The 23256-nt window shown below is 69.8% G+C and carries 25 protein-coding genes; 1 reads left to right on the top strand and 24 read right to left on the bottom strand.

Going from position 1 to position 23256, the window contains the following annotated elements; genetic code table 11:
- From recJ to VFS34_01595, 5 genes are all read right to left on the bottom strand, one after another.
- On the bottom strand, positions 1-1377 hold a 1377-nt coding region (gene recJ / locus VFS34_01575), incomplete at its 3' end, for a single-stranded-DNA-specific exonuclease RecJ (GenBank protein HET9793122.1).
- Positions 1374-2330, bottom strand: coding sequence for an acetyl-CoA carboxylase carboxyltransferase subunit alpha (locus tag VFS34_01580; GenBank protein ID HET9793123.1), 957 nt, complete (start codon positions 2328-2330; stop codon positions 1374-1376). The genes VFS34_01580 and recJ, both read right to left, overlap by 4 nt.
- 128 nt (positions 2331-2458) lie before the next feature.
- A complete protein-coding gene (priA, locus tag VFS34_01585) occupies positions 2459-4861 on the bottom strand; it encodes a primosomal protein N' (protein HET9793124.1) in 2403 nt (800 codons plus the stop codon).
- A 116-nt stretch (positions 4862-4977) separates the two neighbouring features.
- Entirely contained in the window at positions 4978-5628 is a 651-nt protein-coding gene (locus tag VFS34_01590; protein HET9793125.1) for a hypothetical protein, read from the bottom strand.
- Positions 5625-6254: a superoxide dismutase gene (locus tag VFS34_01595; GenBank protein ID HET9793126.1), complete on the bottom strand. Its 630-nt coding sequence runs from the start codon at positions 6252-6254 to the stop codon at positions 5625-5627. The genes VFS34_01590 and VFS34_01595 overlap by 4 nt, the downstream gene beginning before the upstream one ends.
- A gap of 262 nt (positions 6255-6516) precedes the next feature.
- Here VFS34_01595 and VFS34_01600 point away from each other — a divergent pair, with 262 nt between their 5' ends.
- Positions 6517-7197, top strand: coding sequence for a urate hydroxylase PuuD (locus VFS34_01600; protein ID HET9793127.1), 681 nt, complete (start codon positions 6517-6519; stop codon positions 7195-7197).
- A gap of 269 nt (positions 7198-7466) precedes the next feature.
- On the opposite strand, the gene VFS34_01605 is transcribed toward VFS34_01600, so the two are convergent.
- The 19 genes from VFS34_01605 to VFS34_01695 all read right to left on the bottom strand — a co-directional run.
- Positions 7467-8228, bottom strand: a complete 762-nt coding sequence (locus VFS34_01605; GenBank protein HET9793128.1) for a uracil-DNA glycosylase — start codon at positions 8226-8228, stop codon at positions 7467-7469.
- Positions 8201-9391: a bifunctional phosphopantothenoylcysteine decarboxylase/phosphopantothenate--cysteine ligase CoaBC gene (gene coaBC, locus VFS34_01610; GenBank protein HET9793129.1), complete on the bottom strand. Its 1191-nt coding sequence runs from the start codon at positions 9389-9391 to the stop codon at positions 8201-8203. The genes VFS34_01605 and coaBC overlap by 28 nt, the downstream gene beginning before the upstream one ends.
- A gap of 58 nt (positions 9392-9449) precedes the next feature.
- Positions 9450-9698 (bottom strand): DNA-directed RNA polymerase subunit omega, encoded by a 249-nt coding sequence (gene rpoZ, locus VFS34_01615; protein ID HET9793130.1) that lies wholly within the window; start codon positions 9696-9698, stop codon positions 9450-9452.
- 12 nt (positions 9699-9710) lie between these two features.
- On the bottom strand, positions 9711-10334 hold the full coding sequence (gene gmk, locus VFS34_01620) for a guanylate kinase (protein ID HET9793131.1): 624 nt from the start codon (positions 10332-10334) through the stop codon (positions 9711-9713).
- The gene (locus VFS34_01625) at positions 10331-11218 is read right to left on the bottom strand and encodes a YicC/YloC family endoribonuclease (protein HET9793132.1); all 888 of its coding nucleotides are present in this window, start codon (positions 11216-11218) and stop codon (positions 10331-10333) included. Before VFS34_01625 ends, gmk begins: the two co-directional genes overlap by 4 nt.
- Complete coding sequence (locus tag VFS34_01630; protein ID HET9793133.1) at positions 11215-13077, bottom strand: ABC transporter ATP-binding protein; 1863 nt, start codon at positions 13075-13077, stop codon at positions 11215-11217. Before VFS34_01630 ends, VFS34_01625 begins: the two co-directional genes overlap by 4 nt.
- Positions 13074-14183, bottom strand: a complete 1110-nt coding sequence (gene lpxB / locus VFS34_01635) for a lipid-A-disaccharide synthase (GenBank protein ID HET9793134.1) — start codon at positions 14181-14183, stop codon at positions 13074-13076. Before lpxB ends, VFS34_01630 begins: the two co-directional genes overlap by 4 nt.
- A 10-nt stretch (positions 14184-14193) precedes the next feature.
- On the bottom strand, positions 14194-14376 hold the full coding sequence (locus tag VFS34_01640; protein HET9793135.1) for a hypothetical protein: 183 nt from the start codon (positions 14374-14376) through the stop codon (positions 14194-14196).
- 2 nt (positions 14377-14378) lie between these two features.
- Positions 14379-14801, bottom strand: coding sequence for a DUF6677 family protein (locus VFS34_01645; protein HET9793136.1), 423 nt, complete (start codon positions 14799-14801; stop codon positions 14379-14381).
- Positions 14798-15295: an HIT domain-containing protein gene (locus VFS34_01650; protein HET9793137.1), complete on the bottom strand. Its 498-nt coding sequence runs from the start codon at positions 15293-15295 to the stop codon at positions 14798-14800. Before VFS34_01650 ends, VFS34_01645 begins: the two co-directional genes overlap by 4 nt.
- 22 nt (positions 15296-15317) lie before the next feature.
- Entirely contained in the window at positions 15318-15593 is a 276-nt protein-coding gene (locus tag VFS34_01655; GenBank protein HET9793138.1) for an integration host factor subunit beta, read from the bottom strand.
- A gap of 1 nt (position 15594) precedes the next feature.
- Entirely contained in the window at positions 15595-17298 is a 1704-nt protein-coding gene (locus VFS34_01660; GenBank protein HET9793139.1) for a 30S ribosomal protein S1, read from the bottom strand.
- Between the two features lie 67 nt (positions 17299-17365).
- Positions 17366-18049: a (d)CMP kinase gene (gene cmk / locus VFS34_01665; protein ID HET9793140.1), complete on the bottom strand. Its 684-nt coding sequence runs from the start codon at positions 18047-18049 to the stop codon at positions 17366-17368.
- Positions 18050-18206: 157 nt separating this feature from the next.
- Positions 18207-18959 carry a pseudouridine synthase gene (locus VFS34_01670; protein HET9793141.1) on the bottom strand — a complete coding sequence of 251 codons (753 nt, stop codon included), beginning with the start codon at positions 18957-18959 and terminating at the stop codon, positions 18207-18209.
- Positions 18956-19690: an SMC-Scp complex subunit ScpB gene (gene scpB, locus VFS34_01675; protein HET9793142.1), complete on the bottom strand. Its 735-nt coding sequence runs from the start codon at positions 19688-19690 to the stop codon at positions 18956-18958. Before scpB ends, VFS34_01670 begins: the two co-directional genes overlap by 4 nt.
- Positions 19683-20468, bottom strand: a complete 786-nt coding sequence (locus tag VFS34_01680) for a segregation/condensation protein A (GenBank protein ID HET9793143.1) — start codon at positions 20466-20468, stop codon at positions 19683-19685. The genes scpB and VFS34_01680 overlap by 8 nt, the downstream gene beginning before the upstream one ends.
- On the bottom strand, positions 20465-21142 hold the full coding sequence (locus VFS34_01685) for a site-2 protease family protein (GenBank protein HET9793144.1): 678 nt from the start codon (positions 21140-21142) through the stop codon (positions 20465-20467). Before VFS34_01685 ends, VFS34_01680 begins: the two co-directional genes overlap by 4 nt.
- Before the next feature lie 52 nt (positions 21143-21194).
- Positions 21195-22118: a complex I NDUFA9 subunit family protein gene (locus VFS34_01690; GenBank protein ID HET9793145.1), complete on the bottom strand. Its 924-nt coding sequence runs from the start codon at positions 22116-22118 to the stop codon at positions 21195-21197.
- A partial coding sequence (locus tag VFS34_01695; protein HET9793146.1) for a helicase-related protein occupies positions 22115-23256 on the bottom strand: 1142 nt, incomplete at its 5' end. The genes VFS34_01690 and VFS34_01695, both read right to left, overlap by 4 nt.

Raw genomic sequence — 23256 nt, forward strand, 5'->3', positions numbered from 1 at the left:
GAGCCGCTCCCGGAAGAGCGCGCGGGCGCGCTCCCGGAAACCGGCGAACCGACCCGCCTCGACGGCGCCGCCGCACGCCTGCGCGTGGCCCCCGAACTCGACGAAATGCTCCCGGATCTCCGAGAGCGCCTCGTGCAGGGAGAGGCCGGGAATGCTCCGCCCCGATCCGACCGCGCGCTCTCCGTCGAGGGCGAAAAGGAAGACGGGGCAACGGAACTCGCGGGCGAGGCGCGACGCGGCGATCCCGAGGACGCCGCGCGGCCAGCCGGCTTCCGCCTCGATGACGATCCCGTCGGGCGCTTCTCCCGACTCGAGCACCCGGCGCCTCGCCTCCGCGACGACCCGCCTCTCGTGCCCCTGTCGCTCGGTGTTGCGTTCCGAGAGCTCGCGGGCGATTCCGGCCGCGCGCCCGGAGTCGCGCTCTTCGAAGACCGACAGGGCGAGGTCGGCGGTGTCGAGCCGTCCCGCGGCGTTCAGGCGCGGTCCCACGCGGAATGCGACCTCCTCCGACGTCGGCGCGCGTCCGGCGATGCCCGCTTCCGCCAGCAGCGCCTTCAACCCCGGCGCGCGCGGATCGGACAGCGCCGCGAGCCCCTCGGCGACGATCGCGCGGTTCTCCCCGACGAGCGGCACGATGTCGGCGATCGTCCCCAGCGCCGCGACCTTGGCGAGCGACCTCTCGGAGAGGGTCAGCCGTTCCCGGCGGATGATCGCCTGCGCGATCTTGAACGCGATCCCCGCGCCGCAGAGGTCCTTGAACGGATACCCGCATCCGGGCTGCTTCGGGTTGACGACCGCCGCCCCGGCCGGCAGGACGTCGGGAGGAAGGTGATGGTCCGTGATCACGACCGCGACGCCGGCCCGGGCCGCCTCGGCGACGGCTTCGACGGCGGTGATGCCGCAGTCCACGGTGACGATCGCCCGCGGACGGTGCTCCGCGAACACCTTTCGAAACGTCTCGGGCTTCAATCCGTACCCGTCGCGAACGCGGTGCGGAAGGAACGGCACGGCGTCGGCGCCGAGCGCGCGAAAGACGGCGCGCAGCTGGGCGACCGCCGTGACGCCGTCCACGTCGTAGTCGCCGAAGATCACGATTCGCTCGCCGCGCCGGGCCGTCGAGACGAGCGCGTCGACGGCCGCCTCCATTCCCTTCATCGCGAACGGATCGGGAGCCCGGTCGAGCGACGGAGAGAGGAAGTCCCGGGCCGCGGCCCCGTCGAACCCGCGGGCGGCGAGGACGCGCGCGATCGCCTCCGGAACGCCGTCCGAGACGAGGCGCCCCACGGCGTCGGGGTCGATCGCCGCGGCGACCCAGCGGGTGTCGTCCGGTGCGGGCTCTCCTCGATTGTCGGCGGCGCCCGGGCCGGGGCCCGTCATCCGATCGTCTCGAACCATCCCATTCCGCGGAACTTCGCGTACCGCGCGGCGAGCAGATCCGCCGGGGAGACCGCGGAGAGCTCGTCGAACGCCCGCGAGACGGCTTCGCCGAGCGCCTGGGCGGCGGCCCCGGGATCCGCGTGCGCGCCGCCCGCGGGCTCGGGAATGATCTCGTCGATCACGCCGAGGCCCTTGAGGTCACCCGACGTGATCTTCATCGCTTCCGCGGCGTCCTTCTTGCGGGCGGCGTCCTTCCAGAGGATCGCCGCGCATCCTTCCGGCGAGATGACGGAGTAGACCGAATGCTCGAGCATGAGGATCCGGTCCCCGACTCCGAGCGCCAGCGCCCCTCCCGAACCCCCCTCGCCCGTCACCGCGACGACGATCGGGACGGCCAGCCGCGTCATCTCGAAGATGTTCGTCGCGATCGCCTCCGCCTGCCCGCGCTCCTCGGCGTCGATGCCCGGGTACGCGCCGGAGGTGTCGATCAGCGTCAGGACCGGCCGCCGGAATTTCTCCGCGAGCTTCATCACGCGCAGGGCCTTGCGGTATCCGTCCGGCCGGGGCATCCCGAAATTCCGGCGGATCTTCTCCTTCGTGTCGCGCCCTTTCTGATGGCCGATGACCGCGATCGGCCGGTCTCCGAAGACCGCCAGCCCCGCCACGATCGCCTCGTCGTCGGAGAATCGCCGGTCGCCGTGGATCTCGACGAAGTCGCGCGTCAGCGCCTGGATGTAGTCGAGCGGATACGGGCGCTGGGGATGTCGGGCGACGAGCGTCTTCTGCCACGGGGTGAGGCTCGAATAGATCTCCTGGGTCGTGCGCTCGATGCGCTCCTGGAGCTTCTGGATTTCGCGGCGGTGGGAACCGTCGTCCGGGAGCGCCTCGAGCTCCTCGAGGCGGCGCCGGAGCCGGACGATCGGCTCCTCGAACTGCGATTCTTCGGATTGCACCGCCCGATCTTATCCTCGGGAGAGGCTTCCGGCCGTAAGCCTTTTCCTTCCCGTCGATACCGCTGATCCAATCCCCGGGACGGCGAGGGGGCGGCAACCGCCTCGACCCCGGGATGAGCGGCGTCGATCTACATGAGGTTCCGGGGGTCGACGTCCACCGCGACCGACGCGCCCGGCGGGGGCGATTCGGGAACGGCGCGGGCGAGCGCCGCCAGGACCGCGCGCCGGCTCCGGGAGCGTACGAGCACCTGGTAGCGCCACTTGCCGGCGATCCGCTCGAGCGGAGCCGGCGCGGCCGCCGTCACCCGGACCGCCTCGTCGCCGCCGAGCGCCGAGGCGATTTCCGCCGCGACCTCGGCGGCCCGTCCCCGTTCGGCGGCCGAGACCAGGACCTCGGCCATTTCGCAGAAGGGGGGGTAGAAGAACGTCCGGCGAAACTCCAGCTCCCCGCGCGCGAACGCGGCGACGTCGTGCGCGAGAGCGGCCCGGATCGCTCCGTTCTCCGGATGGAACGTCTGGACGAGGACCGTTCCGGGCCGCTCCCCGCGGCCGGACCGACCCGCGACCTGAGCGAGCAGCTGGAACGTCTTTTCCGCGGCGCGAAAATCGGGAAAATTCAGGATCGTATCGGCCGACAGGACGCCGATCGCCGTCACCTCCGGGAAGTGGTGCCCCTTGGCGACCATCTGGGTGCCGATCAGCGCCCGAACCTCCCCGTTTTCCATGGACGCGACGACCGCCGCCGCCCCGCCCCGCCGGCGCGCGGTGTCCGAGTCGAGGACCGCGAACGGGACGGACGGAAAGAGCGCGGCGAAGCGCTCCGCGGCGCGCTCGGTTCCCGCCCCGATCGCCTCGAGATGCCGGCCGCCGCAGGCGTCGCACCGCGACGGGATGGGCCGGCGCGAGCCGCAGTAGTGGCAGCGGAGCGCCCCGTCGCGGCGGTGGACGACGGAGGACACGCTGCACCGGGAGCACGGGAACGCGTGGCCGCAGGCGCGGCAGAGAAGGAACGGCGCGTACCCGCGCCGCGGGGCGAGAAGGATCGCCTGTTCGCGGCGCGCGAAGACCCCCTCGAGGAGATCGACGAGCGCCCGCGAGAAGAGCGGCACCCCCTTCTCCTCCGGGAGCGCGGTCTCGCGGCGGAGATCCACGATTCGAACTTCCGGGAGCGGGCGGCGTTCGATCCGCTCCGGCATCGCGAGACGCCGGATCTTTCCCTCTTCGCTCGCCTGCCACGTCTCCATGGCCGGCGTGGCGGAGCCCAGGAGGAGAACGGCCCCGTGCGCCTGGGCTCGAAGCGCCGCCGCGTCGCGGGCGTCGTAACGCGGTGGATCCTGCTGCTTGTAGGAGCCGTCGTGCTCCTCGTCGACGACGACGACGCCGATGTCGGCGATCGGCGCGAACACCGCCGACCGCGGGCCGATCACGATTCGCGCCCGGCCGAGCCGCATTTCCTGCCACGCCCGCGCGCGCCGCGACTCGCCGATCGCCGAATGGAGCACGACCGCGTCGTCGCCGAAGCGCGCCCCGAGGCGGCGGGCGAAGACGGGGGTCAACGCGATCTCGGGAACGAGCCAGATCGCGCCGCGGCCGCTCGCGCGCGCCCGCGCGATCGCCCGCAGATACACCTCCGTCTTGCCGCTTCCGGTCACCCCGAAGAGGAGCATCGGTGCGAAACGACGCGCGTCGAGCGCCCCGTGGATTTCCGAGAGCGCCGCTTCCTGATCGGGAGAGAGGGTGATCGTCGCCTCCGGCCGCGGCGGGATCGGCGAGTCGTCCTCGACCGCACGCTCCTGCTCGCCGGCCGAGACCGCTCCGCGCGCCGCGAGCCGGCGCATGAGGGCTGCCGAGAATCCCGCGGCGCGGAGCTCCTCGGCGAGCGCCGGCCGTCCGAGGACCTCCATGTGGCGCAGCGCTTCGCGCCCCTTCGCGGAACGGCCGGCGAGGGCGGAGCGACCCGCGGCGTCGCCGGCCAGGGAATACACCGCCTGCCGGCGCGCCCTTCGCACCGGGGTCGCGAGCGTCCGGACCCATCCTCGCCCTTCGAGCTCCCGCAGGCGTTCCCGCGACCCGGGGCCGAGCGCCGCGAGGAGCGCGCCGTCCGCCCGGCCCCGCTCGAGGAGCATTTCCAGGATCGCCCGACCCTCCGGATCCGCGCCGGCGAGGCTCGCCGCGCCTTTCGCGGTCGCCTCGTAGCGGGTCGCCTCGCCCCGCGGAAGGCCGGCGGGAAGCGCGGCCCGGAGGAGCTCGCCCCAGGAGCAGAAGAATCGGTCCGCGAGCGCCCGGGTCGTCTCGAGGAGCTCCCCCTCGACGGCGGGCTCCTCGTCGAGGACGGCGGACAGCTCCCGGAGGGCGTGCGCTTCCGGGTCCCGGGGATCCTCTTCGACGACGACCCCGGAGAGCGTTCTCCCTCCGAGCGGCGCCGTCACGCGGCACCCGAGGAGCCGACCCTCGCGATGCGCCGCCGGCACGGCGTACGTGAACGCGCGCCGCAGCGGCAGAGGAAACGCGACGGAGACGCGAGCGGGCATCCCGGGATTATCCCCGTTACCGCCCGGCCGCCGCGGTTCGGGCTTTCCGCTCCGGCGGCGCGAATCCCTTTCTTTTCCGCCCGCGCGCCGTCGCTCGATCGATCGCGCCGGCCGATCTAGATGCGGGTGGAGGGCGCCTGGTCCGGCGTCGACGACGAATCCCCGGTCACGTACTCGAACCGGCGCTTCCGCGAATCCCACCGGTACCGCCGCGTCGTGTCGTCCTCGGCGAGGTCGGGGGTGATGACGATCGCGTCGCGGTCGACGGAGAGATCTCCTCGCTGGAGCGAAATCTCGCTCTCGATGACCTCCGGCGGGCGGAATCCTCCGCGGCCGTCTCCCGGAAAGACGACGACGGTGAACCACGGAGCGGCCGCCGGCTTCCCGCGGTCGACGAACGCCGTCACGAAATCCTGGACGCCGTCGTCGTCGAGATCGCCGCGCACGAAGTACGGATGGTAGACGCCGTAGAGCGGCGTCATGTCGTCCGCGTCGTCGGAGGGGCGCGCGTCCGAGTCGGAGGCGAGCTGCCATCCGGGATGCTGCGCGAGGAAGGACCGGACGGCCTGCGCCTCCCCCGTCGTCAGCGCGACGTCCTTCGGAATCGGCGAGGGGGGGACCGGCGCGGGGGCCGCGGGACCGCGCTCGCGGACGATCCGGACCTCGGGTCCGCGGCGGCAGGCGCCCGAGAGCGCGAAGGCGCCGCACAAAAAAGCGGCGAGCCGAAGCCCGCCGCGGCGACGAGCGGACGGGAAGCGCGGGATCACGCGTGGGCGGCGGCTTCCCTCGAAACGCTCTCGAACCGTTCGTTCACCTTCTGCCAATTCACGTTCCTCAGGAACGCTTTCATGTACGACGTCTTGTCCGTCCCGTAGTCGATCATGAACGCGTGCTCCCAGGTGTCGAGGGCCAGGATCGGGCGGAGGCCGACCATCATCCGGTCGGCGTGCTCGAACACCTGATTGTGATGGAGCATACGGTCCCGGTCGTCCCACGTCAAAAGCACCCAGCCGTTGGTCGCGGTGGTGCCGCACGCCTCGAGATCGCTCTCCCAGTTCGAGATCGAGCCGAACGCGCTTTCGACGGCTTTCCGGACGTCTCCCGAAGGCTTCGCCTCGCGCGCGGCCGCCCCCAGGTTCTCGAAGTACAGTTCGTGCAGGTACACCCCGTTGTAGGGAGTCGCCTCGCGTCGGCGGAGCTCGGCGTATTCGCCGTACGAGAAGTTCGATTTCGCGACGCGCTGATCGTAGGGGATCGCCGCGATCTTGTCGCGGACTTCGTTCAGCTTCTTCACGTAGCCCTGATAGAGGCCGAAGTGCTGCGTCAGCTGCCGCTCCGAGAAGCCATCGAGCTTGCCGACGAGGTGATCGAAGTTCTTCGCCTGGATTGCCATGTTTTCTCCTTTCTCGAGAAAGTCACCGCGCCCGGGGATTCCGGTCCGGGCATGCCGGCGGACCGACGGAGCACCGCCGGAAATTCCGCTTTCCGACGGGTGCGCTCGAATGGTCCGAAGACGGCTGCGACTGCAAGAAAAGTGCCGTCGTCATTATTGAAACACGGCGGCCGGGCAGGATATTCTCCGCGCACTCGCCCGGACGTCCTCCGGGCCGTTCAACGAGAGAAGGAGGGAACGCCCGATGTGGCCTCAAGACCCCATGACCAACGTCCTCTTCCTGCTCCGGTGGCTCCATTTCCTGGCGGGAATCACGTGGATCGGCATGCTCTACTTCTTCAATCTCGTCAACGTGAAGTTCATGAAAGAGCTCGACGCGGCGACGAAGGGGAAGGTCGTGCCGAACCTGATGCCGAAGGCGCTCTGGTGGTTCCGGTGGGGCGCGTTCTGGACGGTCGTCGCCGGACTCGCGCTGCACATGTCGACGGTGACGAGCGAATCGCACGGTCTTCCGGCGTTTTTCTGGGTCTGGCTCGTCGTGGTCGTCGCGACGTTCGTCGTCGGAACGTGGCTCTTCACCGCCTTCAAGAAGGACGGCCGGGCGACCTTCGCCGCTTATCTCCTCCTGCTCGTCGTGATGAGCGTCGTCCTCTGGAAGGTGCACTCGTCGGCGAACACGTCCTGGAAGGTCCTCTCCATCGCGCTCGGCGGCGGAATGGGGATCATCATGTTCATGAACGTCTGGATGATCATCTGGCCGCTCCAGAAGAAGATCATCGCCGCGACGCGCGCGCAGGCGGAGTCCGGCGCCGCGCCGCCTGCCGAGATGCCCGCCTGGGCGCGTCGCGCATTCCTGGCATCGCGAGCCAACGCCTGGATGTCGGTCGCCATGCTGTTCTTCATGGGCGCGGCGAGCCACTTCCCGATCGGGATCGGAAAGTAGCGAACGGAACGCTCCGACGATCGGAATACCGGGGAGGCGAGAGCCTCCCCTTTTCTATGGTCGAGTGTCGAAAGTCGCGAGTCCCCAGGCTCGACCGTGGGCGGTCTCGAGTCGAGGCGCCCCGAGGGCGGGTTTCGTGTACTAAATCGGCGACGCTGACTCGACGGCCGTCGAGACGCGAGCCCGCCGCGCGATCGCGGCCCGACGCGTACGTCGAGCGCCGCCCGCGGACCGGATCGTCCCGGATCGCTCGATGCATCGGGCGCCCGCTATTCCCGGAGCGCCTCCCTCACCTTCTTCATGTCCTCCCACACGTCCTTCTTCCTCTCCGGGCTGCGCAGCAGGAACGCGGGATGGTACGTCGGCATGACCCGCACGGGCCCGAGCGGATGGAATCGCCCCCGCAATCGGCCGATCGAGAGCTCGCTCTCGAGGATCGCCTGGGTCGCGAACGTTCCGAGGGTCACGATGATCCGCGGCGCGATGAGCCGGATCTGCTCGCGGAGGTACGGCAGGCAGGCCGCGACCTCGTCGGGTTCGGGGTTCCGGTTCTCCGGGGGCCGGCACTTCAGGACGTTGGCGATGAAGACGTCGTCCCGGGTCAGGCCGATCGCCTCGATGATCTTCGTGAGGAGCTGTCCCGCGCGCCCCACGAACGCGAGGCCCTGCGCGTCCTCGTCCGCCCCCGGCGCTTCGCCGACGAACATGAGGGCGGCGCGAGGGTTCCCCTGGCCGAAGACCAGGTGCGTCCGCCTCGACGAGAGCTTGCAGCGCGGGCAGCCGGCCGTGAATCCGGCGAGCGCCTCCAGCGTCGGGAAATCCGCGGGAACGATCGGACGCGCCGCGGGATTCGTCGGGACGGCGTCGGTTCCGGGAGGGGCGCCGGCGGGAGGCCGCGGGGAAGCCGGCCGGGGCGGCGGAGGCGGCGAGGCGCGAACGGCGCCGGCCGCGACGTCGAGATAGATCTCCCGGATGCCGAGGTCCCGGAAGAACCGGATCTCCTCTAGATTTTTGCGGGGATCGTCCGCCACGACAGCGTCGAGGATACCGCGTCCCAGATCTTGTCCGCGATCTCTTTCTTGGGCCGGCGGGAGACCTCGACGCGCTGCCCCGTGGCGGAGAGGAGCACGACCTCGTTGTCGTCCGATTCGAACCCGACGCCCTCGCGCCCGACGTCGTTCCAGACGATCCAGTCGGCGTGCTTGGCGGCGAGCTTGCGGCGGGCGCGCTCTTCCTGTCCGTCGCCCGCCTCGGCGGCGAAGGCCACGACGATCCGCGAACCCTTGCGGGCCGCGACGGAGGCGAGGAGATCCTCGCCCGGCGAAAGCGCGAGGCTCCGGGGTCCGTCCGACCGGTGCAGGCGCCGAGGCGCCTTCTCCGGAACGAAGTCGGCGACGGCGGCGGCCATCACGAGGACGTCGCACGCGTCGAACCGCGCGTCGAGCAGGCTCTTGAGATCCCCCGCCGTCTCGAACCGGACGGCCTCGACTCCGGGGGGAACCGGGCGATCCGACCCGGTGAGGAGGACGACCTCCGCGCCGCGCGCGCGGGCGCGCTCCGCGAGGGCGTGCCCCATCCTTCCGGACGACCGGTTCGAGACGAAGCGCACCGGATCGATCGGCTCGCGCGTCGGTCCCGCGGTGACGAGCACCTTCGTGCCCGCGAGGTCGGCGGCGGAACGAAAGATCGCGGCCTCCACGATCTCCTCGGGCTCGGCCATCCGGCCGACCCCGGCCCGGCCGGAGGCGAGGGGTCCCGAGACGGGGCCCACGAAACGGACGCCCCGGGATCGGAGCACCCGCACGTTCTCCGCGACCGCGGGATGCTCCCACATCGCGCTCTCCATCGCGGGAGCGAGCACGATCGGGCCGCCATGCGAGAGGGCGTAGGTCGCCAGGGGGTCGTCGGCGATGCCGTGGGCGAGCTTCGCGATCGCGTCCGCGGAAGCGGGAGCGACGAGAAGGAGCTCCGCCCAGCCGGCGAGCGCGACGTGCTCCACCGCGGCGGAGGGGGCGAACATGTCGGAGAGGACGGGATTGCCCGAGAGGACGGAGAACGTGAGCGGGGCGACGAATTTCCCGGCGCTCTTCGAGAAGACGACCCGAACTTCGTCGCCGCGCTCCCGGAGGCGTCGGACGACGTCGGCGGCCTTGAACGCCGCGATGCTGCCGGAGACGCCGAGGATGATTTTCATTCAGGCCCGTCCCCGCGCCGCGGGCGCGCCGCCGTCCGGGGCGGCCGCCGGGCGGCGATCAGGACTCTTCGGTCTCGACCGGTTCCGGAGTCTCTTCGGTATCGGTCGGGAGCGACCCGCCCTCCGGTCCGAAGTCCCACCGGATCATGTTCTTCTCGAATTCGCCGGCCGCGAGCCGGGTGGGCTTGACGGGCGTCTCCGTCTCCATCTTGGGACGGGCGCCGCGCATCAGCTGCTCGGCGCGCCGCGCGAGCAGGATCACCATTCGAAACTTGCTGTCGACGCCTTCGGGCAGGTTCTGGATCACGGGAACTCCCCTCTATCGAAACTGTTTGCGAATCCGCTCGAGCTGGTCTTTCATCCGCGCCGGGCGCGACCGCGCCGCGGACACGATCGCCTCGAGCGAGCCGAGGGCCCGCTCAAGGTCGTCGTTGATAATAGCATAGTCGTACTGGGAGACCTCGTCGATCTCCCGGGCCGCGTTGGCCAGCCGCTTCTCGATCTGCCCCTCGTCGTCGAGCCCCCGTGCCCGGAGCCGCCGGGAAAGCTCGGCGGCCGAAGGGGGGAGGATGAAGATGGCGATCGAGCCGGGGTACTTTCCCTTGACCTGCCGAACGCCCTGGACGTCGATGTCGAGGATCACGTCCTGGCCGGCGAGGAGCCGCGGAAGGACCTCCCTTCGCGCCGTGCCGTAGAGGTTCCCGTGGACCTCCGCCCATTCCAGGAAATCGTCTCGCCCGATCATCCCGCGGAAGTCCTTCGCGGTCACGAAGTGGTATTCGCGGCTGTCCTCCTCCCCGTTGCGCCGCGCCCGCGTCGTGTGGGATACCGAGAAATGAAGGTCGCCGGAATGGCGCGTGAGGAGACGGGAGATGAGCGTCGTCTTCCCGCCTCCCGACGGCGAGGACACGATGAAGAGGTCGCCGGCGGCGATCTCGCTCATTCGAGGTTCTGCACCTGTTCGCGGATCTTCTCGGTCTCGCTCTTCATGTCGATGACGTCGCGGGTCACCGCGAGGTCCCGGCACTTGGAGCCGATCGTGTTGATCTCCCGCTGGATCTCCTGGGTCAGGAAGTCGAGTTTCTTCCCGACCGGCTCCGACGCGCGCGCGAGCAGGTCGCGGAACTGGTCGAGGTGGGAGTCGAGCCGCGTCACCTCCTCGGCCACGTCCGAGCGTTCCGCGAGGACGACCGCTTCCTGCTCGAGCCGGCCCGAGTCGAGCGGCGTGTCCGCGAAGAGCCCGGCGAGGCGTTCCTTCAGGGACGCGTGCAGCCGTTCGAGGATGTCCCGGCGCGCCTCCGCGATCCGGCCGAGCCTTTCGCGCAGGAATCCGACGCGTTCGAGGAGGTCCGCCGCGAGGAGCGCCCCCTCGGCCTCCCGCATCCGGGTCGCCTCCGCCGCCGCGTGAGAAGCGATCGCCGCGATCTGCTCGACGGCGTCGGTCTCCAGCGTCTCGGCCGCGCCCTCGACATGGACGACCTGGGGGACCGTGAGGAGGTCGCGCACCTCGAGGCGGCCGCCGATGGGAAATTTCGCGGCGAGCGCCGCGAATCGCGCGAGCAGTCCTTCCAGCAGCGATTCGTTGATCGTGATCTCGTGCGCGGGCTCCTGCAGGCGGCGGAGGCGGACCGTCACGTCCGCCTTCCCGCGGGCGATCCGCCGGGAAACCGCGCGACGGATCGCGGGCTCGAGGTCGGCGTGCTCCTCGCGCAGCCGGACGTTGAGATCCAGGAAGCGGTGGTTGACGGTCCGGATCGCGACGTCGACGCTCCACTCCCCCACGACGCCGTGCGCGCGGCCGAAGCCGGTCATGCTGCGGATGCTCACGCGGAAGCCTCCGCGACGCGCGGCTCGCCGTCCCGGAACTGCATCTCGTACAGACGGCGATAGAGGCCGCCCCGCCCGAGGAGCTCCGCGTGGGTCCCCTGGTCCACGACCCGGCCTTCGTCGAGGACCACGATCCGGTCGGCCCGCCGAACCGTCGAAAGGCGATGCGCGATGACGAGGGTCGTCTTTCCCACCATCAGCGTCGCGAGGGCTTCGGCGACCGCGGCCTCCGACTCGGCGTCGAGCTGGGAGGTGGCCTCGTCGAGGATCAGGATCGGGGCGTTCTTGAAGAAGGCTCGCGCGATCGACAGGCGCTGGCGCTGGCCGCCCGAGAGGCGGCCCGCGTCCTCCCCCACCGGCGTGTCGTAGCCCTCGGGGAGCGCCCCCAGGAACCCGTCCGCGCGCGCGCGCCGGGCCGCCTCGGCGACCGCTTCGTCCGTCGCGTCCGCGCGCCCGTAGGCGATGTTCGAGCGCGCCGTCCCGTTGAAGAGGAGCATCTCCTGGGTCACGAGCGCCATCTGTCCGCGGAGCGAGGCGAGGGTGACGGAGCGGATGTCGGTGCCGTCGATCGTGATGCGTCCACCGGCCGGATCGTACAGGCGTGGCAGGAGATTGGCGAGAGTGGTCTTTCCGGCCCCCGACGGCCCCACCAGGGCGATGGTGCGCCCCGCCGGGATCTCGAAGGTGACCCCGTGCACGACGTCCGCGTCGCCGTAGCGGAACGACACGCCCTCGAAGCGGATCCCCCGGGATATCGGCGGGAGGTCCGGCGCTCCCGGCGCCTCGCGGATCTCGTTTTCCCGGTCCATCAGCTCGAAGATCCGGGCCGACGACGAGATCGCCTGCTGCAGCGACAGGTTCACCTTCGTGACGTTCTTGATCGGCGTGTACATCGTCAGGAGCGCGATCAGGAACGACAGGAAGTCGCCGGCCGTCATCGTGCCGGCCGAGATCCTCCGGGCCGCGTAGACGAAGAGCAGGGTCAACCCGGTGCCGGAGAGGATCTCCATCAACGGCGACGAGATCGCCTGGATCCGGATCGTCCTGAGGTTCACGCGGAAGTACCGCTGGTTCGCGTGGCGGAAGCGCGCCGACTCGAATCCTTCCATCCCGTACGTCTTGACGATGCGGTGTCCCCGGATCGTCTCCTGGAGGATCTCGCCGATCTCGCCCATCCGTTCCCGGGAGGAGAAGGTCGTGGTGCGGAGGCGCCGCGAGATCTCGACGACCGGCCAGAGGAGCAGCGGCGCGACGACGAGGGCGAAAAACGTCAGCGTCCGGTTGAGGGAGAGGACGTACGCGAGCATGACCGCGATCGTCAGCACCCCCTGGAAGAGATCGGCGATCCGGGTTCCGAACGCCCCCTGGATCAGCTCGACGTCGCCGAGGAGACGGCTCATCAGGTCTCCCGTCGTCGCCCGCGAGTAGAAGCCGGCGGACTGGCGGACGAGATGGTCGTAGGCGTCGGCCCGCAGATCGCGCACCATCGAGAGGCCGACGCCGTTGAACTCGTACTCGGAAAGGTACGAAAACACGTTCTTGAGGACGAGCGCCAGGAGGAGGAGGGCGGGAACCGCGGCCCAGAGGGGTATTCCGCGCGCGACGAGCCCCGCCTTGAACGCGCCGTACGCCGCGTCGAGGGCGCGCATCACGGCCCCGTGCGAGCTCCGGGCGAGGGGCGAGACCGCCTCGGTCGGACGCGTCCCCCCCGCGGGCGTGAGGACGTCGTCGAAGAGCGAGCGGAAGAAGAAAACGAGCGCCCCGGTCGACATCGCGACGACGACCATCGCGGCGAGCGCCGCGGCGACCTTCCCGCGGTACGGGGCGAGGTAACGGAGCAGACGGCGGAGAACGGTCACGCCGGGAGCACCTCGAGGACGGCTTCCGCGGCGCGCGCGGACGCCCCCCTCGGCCCGAGCTTCTCCCGGACCTCCGCCCAGCGGCGACGGACGGCGTCCGCGGCGTCGGAGGAGTCGAGGAAGCGGGCGGCCTCGCGCCGGACGCCCTCGACGGTCGCCTCCTCCTGGACGAGCTCGGGAACGACCCGCTCTCCGGCGACGATGTTGGCGAGGGCGATGTGGGGAGTCTTCACGAGGCGGCGCGCGAGCGCCATCGTCGCGGCCGAGGTCCGGTAGACGACGACCATCGGCACGCCGCAGAGCGCGCCCTGGAGGGTCGACGTCCCGGAGGAGACGAGGAGCACGTCCGAGGCCGCGAGGAGCGGTTCCGGATCGCCCCGGTGGAAGGTCATCCCCGCCTCTTCCGCCCCGGGAAAGAGAGCGTCGGCGACGCCCGGCGCCGGGACGACGACCACGTCCGCGGCCCGTTCCGCCGCGAGGCGGCGCGCGGCGTCGCGCAGGATCGGCCAGTGCCGGCGCACTTCGCCGGCGCGGCTTCCCGGCATGACGGCGATCCGCTGCCTTCCCGGGCGGCGCGGCACGGGCGGATCGGTCCTCAGGCGTTCCTCCACCTCGTCTGCGATCGGATGCCCGGCGCACACCGCGTCGATCCCCGCGCGCCGGTAGATCTCGGTCTCGAACGGGAAGAGCGTGATCATCCGCCGCACGAACGCCTTCATTCCCTTCACCCGCCCGGAGCGCCATGCCCACACCTGCGGCGAGACGTAATACACGACCGGGACGCCGCGGCGCGCGAGGCGACGGCCCAGCCGCAGGTGAAAGTCGGGAAAGTCGATCAGGATCGCGGCGGCCGGGCGCTCCCGGATCGCCGCCCGCTCGAGACGCCGGGCGGTCCTCCAGACGGCGGGGAGCTTGCCGATCACCTCGAAGAGCCCGACGACGGAGATCTCCGCGGAGTCCGCGACGCGGACGACGCCCTCCTTCTCCATGCGCTCCCCTCCCATTCCGAAGAACGAGAGCCCGGGGCGGCGCCGGCCGAGCTCGCGGACCAGAGAAGCCCCGAGACGATCCCCGGAGGTCTCGCCCGCCGAAACGAACACCTTCATCGGCCGCCCGTCAGGGATGCGGCGGGAGCGGGTACATCGCCCATCCCGCCGCAATCGCGCCGACGAGCATCGTGAGGAGGACGAAGACGAAGTAGCGCCACCGTTCCCGGCGGCCGGAGCGCCAGAGCAGCGCGAAGAAGGCCGCGGTCAGGAGCGCGTAGAGGACGAGCGCGAGGAAATGGTCGGCGGGCATGCTCAGCTCTTGGCCCCCGTGAAGATGTCGTACGCGTCGAGCATCAGCAGGAGGTTCATCATTCCCGCGGTCAGGATGAACGCGCAGCCGTATTCGAAGGTCGGCGAGAGGATGTTCCCCGCCGTGTTCTCGATCAGCAGCCGCGCCCCGATGTTCAGGAGGCCCGCGCCGTAGCACGCGAAGGTGGCCAGGAGCGTCAGCGGATGCTCCGGCTCGCGGACGTAGAGCTTGCCGTGGTAGCCGAGCCCGAGCAGGAACGCGGCGGTGACGATCGCGGCGTACAGGAGCGCCGTTCCGCGCTTTCCGAGATACGCGTGGCCGAGCCCGGGGAACAGCCAGGCGAGGAGCAGCGCGACGAAGAGGTTTCCGCGGGCCGCCGGAGTGCCGCGGCGCGCCTCCGCCGCCCCCGGCTCCGCGCGGCTCACCTCGAGCTCCGGGCGAGCGCCTCGAAACCCGCCGCCACCGCGCGCCGCGTCTGCGGCAGCTCCTCGGGAACGACCCGCGTCTCGCCGGTGACCGTCATGAAGTTCGTGTCCCCGTCCCAGCGGGGAACGACGTGGAAGTGGTAGTGGTCCGCGATCCCGGCGCCGCCCGCCCGGCCGAAGTTCGCGCCGACGTTGAATCCGGCGGGGCGGTAGAGCCGCGCGAGGACCTCCTGGGTCCGCGAGACCTCCTCGATGAGCTCGGCGAGCGTGGCGCCGTCGCTCTCGAACAGCCGCGCCTCGTGGGCGACCGGCGCGACCATCACGTGGCCGTTCGCGTAGGGGTAGCGGTTCAGCATCGAAAAGACGCGATCACCGCGGTGAACGACGAGCGTCTCGACGTCGTCCTCGCCCCGGAGCGCGTCACAGAAGATGCAGCCGGGCGCCTTCTCCGACACGAGATAGCTCAGACGCCACGGAGCGAAGAGGGTCTCCATCCGCCGCCCGCCGACCCGAAGGTCACCGGTTGATCAGTTCCTTGAGCTCTTTTCCCGGCTTGAAATACGGGATGCGCTTGGCGGGGACCTGGACCTTTTCCCCGGTCTTCGGATTCCGGCCGACGCGGGCTCCGCGCGAGCGCAGCCGGAACGAGCCGAAACCGCGGAGCTCGATCTTCTCCCCTTCCCGGAGGGACTGGATGATCGAGTCGAAGAACGCCTCGACGGCGGCCTCCGCCTCCTTCTTGTTGAGATCCGCCGCGGTCAGGACCTTCTCGATCAGCTCCGCTTTCGTCATCTCACTCTTCGTCCGTCTCGGTCTTCTTGCGCGACCGCTTCTTCTTGGGTGCCTCTCCCCCCTCGGCGGGCGCCGGGGAAGCCTCGGCGGCCGCGACCTCGCGGGAGGAGAGACCCACCTTCATCTCGTCGTCCTCGATCCGCAGGATCGTGGCACGCACCTTCTGCCCCTCGGCGTAGTGGTCCTGGGGCTTCTGGCCGCGGGCGAGCGGGGTTTCCGACACGTGCATCAGGCCCTCGACCATGCCGTCGATGTTCACGAACACGCCGAAGTCCGCGATGCGCGTGACCGTCCCCTCGATCACCGAGCCGACCTGGTGCTTCTTCTTGAACTCCTCCCACTCGTTGGGCATGAATTCCTTGATCGAGAGGGAGATCCGGCGGTTCTCCGGATCGATGTGCGTGATCGTCGCCCGGACCTCGTCCCCTTTCTTGAGGACCTCGGAGGGGTGCTTGATCCGCTTCGTCCACGACATGTCCGAAACGTGGATCAGGCCGTCGACGCCCTCCTCGATCTCGACGAACGCGCCGAAGTCGGTGAGGTTGCGCACCTTGCCGGTGATCTCGGTGCCGATGGCGTACTTCTCGGCGACCCCTTCCCAGGGATCGGGGAGCGTGTTCTTGAGCGACAGCGAGATCCGCCGCGTATCGGTATTGACGTCGGAGATGATCGCCTCGACCGTGTCGCCGACCGAGACGACCTTCGAGGGATTCTTCATCTTCTTCGACCAGGACATCTCGGAGACGTGGATCAGGCCCTCGATCCCCTGCTCCAGCTCGACGAAGGCGCCGTAGTCCGTGACGTTCGTGACGCGGCCGGAGACGCGGGAACCGACCGGGTACTTTTCCGGCACCTGCTCCCACGGGTCCGCGGTGAGCTGCTTCGTGCCGAGCGAAACCCGCTCGGTCTCCTTGTCGAACTTCAGCACGACGACGTCGATCTCGTCCCCGACCTTGAGGACGTCCGACGGATGGTTGATCCGTCCCCAGGAGATGTCGGTGACGTGGAGGAGGCCGTCGAGGCCCCCGAGATCGACGAAAGCGCCGTAGTCGGTGAGGTTCTTGACGGTGCCGCGGAGCACGCGCCCCTCCTCGAGCTGGGCGAGCGTCTCGCGCTTCTTGGCTTCCTGCTCGACCTCGATGACGGCCTTGCGCGAGAGGACGATGTTCCCCCGCTTCTTGTCGACCGAGATGACCTTGAACTCGAACTCCTTGCCGCGCAGGAAGTCGAGGTTCTTCACGGGCTTGGTGTCGACCAGCGAGCCGGGAAGGAACGCCTTGACGCCGATGTCGACGGCGAGGCCTCCCTTGATCCGGTCGATGATGCGGCCGCGCACGTTCGTGCCCTCGCGGAACGCCTTCTCCACGTCGTCCCAGACCCGCATCTTCTCGGCTTTGTCCTTGGACAGGACGACGTAGCCGTTCTGGTCCTCGGTCGATTCGAGCAGGACGTCGATCCGGTCGTTGACGGCGACGGTGACGTGCCCTTCGTAGTCGGTGAACTCGGCGATCGAAATGACCCCTTCCGACTTGTACCCGATGTCGACGATCACTTCCGACGGCGTGACCTGGATCACGCGGCCCCGGATGATCTGCCCTTCCTGGAGATTCTTGAGAGTGTCCTCGTACTGGGCGATCAGGCTCTCGTATTCGGCCGCGCTCAGTTCAGTCTCGGTTTCCATCGGCTGGTCTTTGGACTCCTTCAATTGATTTTCGTGCCCCCTAAATCTTTGATTTCCAAAAAGCAAATTTACCCCGCTTCTCGAGGGCGAGTCAAGACCTCGGGGGGCCGCCGGCCTCCACCCGGGCGAGGATTCGCCGGGCGATTTCCTCCGGTCCGACCCCGTCGCTTTCGAGCAGCTCGTAGGTCGAATCCCGGGAGAGCGGGGAGTCGGGACGGGCGGAGTCGTCCCGGTCGCGGGTGCGCATCTCCTCCAGGACCTTCTCGTACGGTTCCTCGACACCGCGCCGGCGGAGCTCCTCGTGGCGGCGCCGGGCCCGTTCGTGCTCGTCGGCGGTCAGGAAGAACTTGAAAGGGGTCTCCGGGAAGACCTTCGTGCCGATGTCTCGCCCCTCGACGACGCCGCCTCGCGCGAGCCCGATTTCCCTCTGGCGAGAAACGAGACGGCGGCGCACCTCGGGAATCGCGGAAACAGCAGAAGCATAAAGGGATATCCGGGGTTCGCGGATCGCCGCGGACACGTCCTCGCCGTCCAGCCACACCGTGGTGCCGTCCGGGGAGGTGGAGAGGTCGATCGCGGCGGCATCGGCCAGGCGGGCGACCGCGGCCGGCTCGGGAATCGGAAGGGGAATTCCCCGGCGAGAGGCGAGGAGGCCGACCGCCCGGTACATCGCGCCCGTGTCGAGGTAAGGCAGGCCGAGCCGCGCCGCCACCATCCGCGCGACCGTCGACTTTCCGGCGCCCGAAGGGCCGTCGATCGCGATCACCCGGGTCATTTCGAGCGGGGTCCGGAAGAAGGCTCCCCGGCGCCGCAACCCTCGGGTGGCGCGAGTCTCGCCGTTCCCGCTTCATCCGCCGGCGCGAATGGTTCCCGTCTCCCACATCGATCGATCCTGCGAACGGTCCGCAAGACTGTCGACACGCCGCCCGGATTCATTTTTCCGGAGCCTGCTTCAGGAGCTTCCGGATCTCCGCGTCCGTCAGCTTCCGGAACGCGCCGGCGGGAAGTTTCGGGTCCCGGACCGGCCCGATCGCGACGCGCGAGAGCTTCGAGACCGGATGCCCGATGGCCTCGAACATCCGCCGGATCTGCCGGCTGCGCCCTTCGTGCAGAACGACGGTGTACCAGGTATTCCCTTCCTCGCCGCGGCGACCCGTCGAATGATGGCGGGAGATCTCCGCCGGCGCCGTCCGCCGGCCCTCGAGCGCGATCCCCCGCCGGAGCCGCTCGATCGACTTCTCCGCCGGCTCGCCCCACACCTTGACGCGGTATTCCTTGGCGACGCCCCTCGAGGGATGGGAAACGGCCTGCGAGAAATCCCCGTCGTCGGTCAGGAGGATCAGGCCCTCCGAGGCCGTGTCCAGACGGCCGACCGGTTTCAAGCCGCGCCGGAGCGCGGCCGGGACGAGATCGAGAACGGTCGGCCTTCCCTGGGGATCGTTCGTCGTCGAGACGTATCCCTTGGGCTTGTGGAGGAGGACGTAACGCCGCGGGCCGCGAGTGTCGGGCGGGCGGAGCACCTTTCCGTCGACGCGGATCGCGTCGATCGCCGGATCCGCCTTCTGGCCGAGAGAGGCCCTCTTGCCGTTGACGAGCACCCGGCCTTCGGAGATCCACTCCTCGGCTTCGCGGCGCGAACAGAGGCCGGCGGCGGCGATGATCTTCTGGAGCCTCTCGGCGCTCATGAACGGCCGACCGGCTCGGTCGGCTCGGGCTGCTCCGGAGACGGAGACGAGCCCTCCTCGGCGGAACCGGAGGGCGCCGCCGGCTCCCCGGCGTCCGCGCCGGCGGGATCCTCCGCGGAAAGCTCCGCGGTCCCTTCCGGGATCGGAGGCACCAGGGTCAGGGGCGCGGGCCCCTCGTCTTCGGCAGCGAGGTCTTCGTCGATCTCTTCGGGCTTCGGCAGCTCGGCGAGATCGTTCAAGCCGAAGCGCACGAGGAATTCCTTCGTCGTCTTGTAGAAGAACGGCGTGCCGACGACCGGCTTCTTCCCCGCCGTCGTGATGAGCTTCTTGTCGAAGAGCGTCTTGAGCACGGCCGACGAGTTCACGCCGCGGAGCTCGGAGATCTCGGGCGCCGTGATCGGCTGCCGGTACGCGATGATCGCGAGCGTCTCGAGCGCCGCGAGGGACAGCCGGCTCCGCTCCGACACTTCGAAATAGCGCCGCAGGAGGCCGTCGAACTCCGGCCGCGTGACGAAGCGCCAGCCGCCGCCGACCGCCTCGAGGCGGATGCCGCGCCCTTCGCCATTGATCCGTTCGGCCATCGCGAGGAGCGCCCGCTCGACGACGTCGGACCCGACCTCGAGCATCTCGACGAAGCTCTCGACGGGAACCGGCTTTCCCGAAGAGAACAGCAGGGCCTCGAGCGCGGGCTGCAGGCGCTCGACGGCTTCGTCACGAACGTCTTCAGTCATGGTACACGTCCTGAATCTCCGAAACGTGGAATTCCCGGTCCGTCCGCGAGACGTGGATCTCGGCGAACGGGGCCGGCTGGAAGATGCGGAGCACCGCGATCCGCGTGAGCTCGAGCGCCGCGAGGAACGTCGTGATCGCCTCGGTCCGGTAGCGGAACGTCCCGAGGAGCTCGAGGAGGGGAAGCGTTCCCCGCTCTTCGACGCGTCCGACCAGCTCGATCATCTTCTCGCGGAGCGAGAAGCGGGGATGGTGGATCTCGAGGGACGCCGGGTGCGCGAAGCGGTACCGGTCGAGCACGATCCGGAACGTCCCCACGAGGTCCGCGAGGGAGACTTCGAGAGTCGGGGGCGCCGCGTCGGGATCCGCGCCGGGCGGCGCGGCCTCGGGGCGCGGCCACAGCCCGGCCCGCTCCGTGTCGATCTCGTGGAACCCTTCGGCGGCCCGCTTGAACTTCTCGTATTCGAGGAGGCGCGCGACGAGGTCCTGGCGCGGGTCTTCCTCGGGGTGGTCGGGGTCGCGGGGAAGGAGGAACTTCGACTTGATGTGGATCAGGACGGCGGCGAGGTAGACGTACTCCGCCGCGACGTCGAGATCGAGCTCCCGCATCAGGTCGAGATACGACGTGTACTGCTCGGTGATCTCGGCGATCGGGATGTCGGTGATCGACACCTCGTTCTTGCGGATGAGATGGAGCAGCAGGTCGAGCGGCCCGGAGAACTGGTCGAGTTCGACCGGCGGGAGCGACGGAGCGGGGCCGTGCCCGGCGCTCTCGCTCACAGGATCGCCCCCCGGATCACCGCGTACACCAGGTTGACGGCGGGGCCGAGGATCAGGCTGAAGAAGCCCGAGTACACGAGCAGCATGATGAGGATGAACATCACGAACGAATAGCGGTGGAAGAACATCTCGATCGCCAGGCCGCGCCGGCCGAGGATCGAAAAGAGGATGCCGCTGCCGTCCATCGGCGGCACCGGGATCAGGTTGAAGATGCCGAGCACCAGATTCAGGAGCACGAGCTGCGCGAGGATGTACGCGACCGGGGCGAGGAAGCCGGCTCCGGAGGGCTCCCGGAAGGCTCCGAGAGCCATCGAGGGATCGAATTTCCCGATCGCGACGAGGAGCGCCGCGCTCACCACGACGATGAGCAGGTTCGAGAGGGGCCCCGCGGCGGACACCCAGAAGTTCGCGAGGCGGGGATTTCGTGTATTGCGCAGGTTCACCGGCGTCGGCTTCGCGTACCCGAACGGCGGCTGGTGCATGAGGATCAGGATCATCGGCAGGAGCACCGTGCCGAACGGATCGATGTGGTGGAGCGGGTTGAGCGAGATGCGGCCGAGGTCGCGCGCCGTCGGGTCGCCGAACTTCAGCGCCATCCACGCGTGCGCGGATTCGTGGAACGAGATCGCGAACAGGACGACCGCGATCAGGATGACGACGACGATCGGTTGCATTCGGGGAAAGACTATCCGAATCGGGATGCGGAGCGCGAGGATGCGCGCCCGGTCAGATGCCGATCCGCGGGTCGTGTCGGGATTTCGCGTGGACGTACTCGCGGATTCCGTCGGCGAACCGCGTCGCGGGAGGTCCGAAGACGGCCGTCGTCGCGGAGATGTCGCCGACGTTGTCGCGCGAAAGCGAGCGAAGCTGGTCCGCGGTCAGCGGCGGATCCGGGAGCACGGCCATCGCCGCGGCGAGGATGCGCCCGTACCAGAGCGGGAAATGGACGAGCGGTTTTCGCGGCTTCCCGACCGCGGCCGCGATCTCCCGGTAGATCTCGTTCATCGTGAGCGTTTCGGGGCCGCCCACCTCGAAGACCTTTCCGATCGACTCGGCCTTGTCGAAAGCGTCGGCGAACACGCGCGCCACCTCCCGGACCGAAACGGGCATGAAACGGACCGTTCCCGGGCCGATCACCGGAATGAATCCGGGATTGGCGCGCACGATCCTGGCGAGGAGCGTCACGAACCCGTCCCCCGGCCCGAAGATGATCGACGGACGGAAGACGGTCGCCTCGAGACCGGAGCGCCGGGCCGCCTCCTCCCCCGCCGCCTTCGTGCGGCTGTACTCGGAAGGGGCGTCCGGAGCCGACCCCATCGCCGACATGTGGACGAGCCGGCGCGCCCCCGCCGTCCTGGCCGCGGCGACGACGTTCTCGGTCCCCTGGCGGTGGACGGCGTCGAAGGAAACCCCCTCCGATTCGTTGATGATGCCCACCAGATGGACGATCGCGTCGACTCCGGCGAACGCGCGGCGGAGCGAATCGACGTCGGAGACGCTTCCGGGTTCGGCCGGGACCGGCCGGTTGAAACGGGAGCGCGCCTCGTCGGGGCGCCGCGCGACGACCCGGACCTCGTGCCCGCGGCGCAGCAGCTCGTTGACGACGTAACCGCCGACGAACCCGGTGCCTCCCGTGACGGCGATCTTCATGGGTTCGCGGTTTGTATCACAGCCGCCCCGGCGGGGCCCGCCGGGAAGAGGTCGCTCGCGGCGGTCTCGCCGCGGGCGCGGCGCGCCCGGACGGAGTCGCGCACTTCCGGGAGGATCGCCGCGTCCCGCGCGGGGTCGGCCACGCGAAACGCCGGGAGACCGGACTGGCGGGCTCCGAGCAGATCGCCCGGCCCGCGGAGCGCGAGATCCTTCTCGGCGATCGCGAATCCGTCCGAGCTCCTCTCGAGGACGGCGAGCCGATCCCGGGCCTCCGGCGCCGCGTCCTCCGACACGAAGAGGATGCACCAGGAGGGACGGGAGCTCCGGCCGATCCGGCCGCGGAGCTGGTGGAGCTGCGAGAGCCCGAAGCGGTCGGCGTTCTCGACGACCATCAGCGTCGCCTCGGGAACGTCGATCCCGACCTCGATCACGGTCGTCGCGACGAGGACGTTGGCCTCCCCCTTCGCGAACGCCGCCATCGCGTCGCGCCGGCGGTCGGGCGGGTACCGGCCATGGAGAGTCGCGACGCGGGCGGAGGGAATCGCCCGCCCCACCTCCGCGGCCGTCTTTTCGACGGCGGCGACGTCGCGGTCCGATTCTTCGATCGCCGGAACGACGACGTAGGCGCGCTCGCCGGCCGCGAGCCGCTCCGCGAGGAACCGGAAGACGGCGTCGCGGCGCTCCGGCTCCCGCAGGAACGTGCGCACCGGCGCGCGGCCGGCCGGCTTTTCCCGGAGACGAGTGACGTCGAGGTCCCCGAAGATCGTCCACGCGAGCGACCGGGGAATCGGCGTCGCCGAGAGGACGAGGACGTGAGGGCGGGCGCCCTTCTTCGAGAGCCTCGCCCGGTGCTCGACCCCGAATCGATGCTGCTCGTCGACGACGACCAGACCGAGACGGGCGAAGCGAACCGGCTCCTCGATGAGCGCGTGCGTCCCGATGAGGAAGTCGATCTCCCCCGCCCGGAGCGCCGACCCGAGCTCGCGGCGCGCGGCGGCGGGCGTTCTCCCGGTCAGGAGGGCGAGGCGGTAGCCGGTTCCCTGGAGCCAGCCGCCGATGGTATCGGCGTGCTGCTCGGCGAGGATCTCCGTCGGCGCCATGAGCGCCGCCTGGGAGCCGTTCTCGATGGCGAGGAGCG

Source organism: Thermoanaerobaculia bacterium, from assembly GCA_035717485.1.
Classification (GTDB): Bacteria; Acidobacteriota; Thermoanaerobaculia; order UBA5066; family DATFVB01; genus DATFVB01.

What these genes read in the sequence shown, in the direction of transcription:
- VFS34_01595 (HET9793126.1), bottom strand. Translation starts at nt 6,254, where the DNA reads ATGGCAATCCAGGCGAAGAACTTCGATCACCTCGTCGGCAAGCTCGAT.
- VFS34_01690 (HET9793145.1), bottom strand. Translation starts at nt 22,118, where the DNA reads ATGAAGATCGCCGTCACGGGAGGCACCGGGTTCGTCGGCGGTTACGTC.
- scpB (HET9793142.1), bottom strand. Translation starts at nt 19,690, where the DNA reads ATGACTGAAGACGTTCGTGACGAAGCCGTCGAGCGCCTGCAGCCCGCG.
- VFS34_01640 (HET9793135.1), bottom strand. Translation starts at nt 14,376, where the DNA reads ATGCCCGCCGACCATTTCCTCGCGCTCGTCCTCTACGCGCTCCTGACC.
- lpxB (HET9793134.1), bottom strand. Translation starts at nt 14,183, where the DNA reads ATGAAGGTGTTCGTTTCGGCGGGCGAGACCTCCGGGGATCGTCTCGGG.
- VFS34_01655 (HET9793138.1), bottom strand. Translation starts at nt 15,593, where the DNA reads ATGACGAAAGCGGAGCTGATCGAGAAGGTCCTGACCGCGGCGGATCTC.
- VFS34_01670 (HET9793141.1), bottom strand. Translation starts at nt 18,959, where the DNA reads ATGAGCGCCGAGAGGCTCCAGAAGATCATCGCCGCCGCCGGCCTCTGT.
- gmk (HET9793131.1), bottom strand. Translation starts at nt 10,334, where the DNA reads ATGAGCGAGATCGCCGCCGGCGACCTCTTCATCGTGTCCTCGCCGTCG.
- priA (HET9793124.1), bottom strand. Translation starts at nt 4,861, where the DNA reads ATGCCCGCTCGCGTCTCCGTCGCGTTTCCTCTGCCGCTGCGGCGCGCG.
- VFS34_01600 (HET9793127.1), top strand. Translation starts at nt 6,517, where the DNA reads ATGACCAACGTCCTCTTCCTGCTCCGGTGGCTCCATTTCCTGGCGGGA.
- VFS34_01650 (HET9793137.1), bottom strand. Translation starts at nt 15,295, where the DNA reads ATGGAGACCCTCTTCGCTCCGTGGCGTCTGAGCTATCTCGTGTCGGAG.
- cmk (HET9793140.1), bottom strand. Translation starts at nt 18,049, where the DNA reads ATGACCCGGGTGATCGCGATCGACGGCCCTTCGGGCGCCGGAAAGTCG.
- coaBC (HET9793129.1), bottom strand. Translation starts at nt 9,391, where the DNA reads ATGAAAATCATCCTCGGCGTCTCCGGCAGCATCGCGGCGTTCAAGGCC.
- VFS34_01685 (HET9793144.1), bottom strand. Translation starts at nt 21,142, where the DNA reads ATGCAACCGATCGTCGTCGTCATCCTGATCGCGGTCGTCCTGTTCGCG.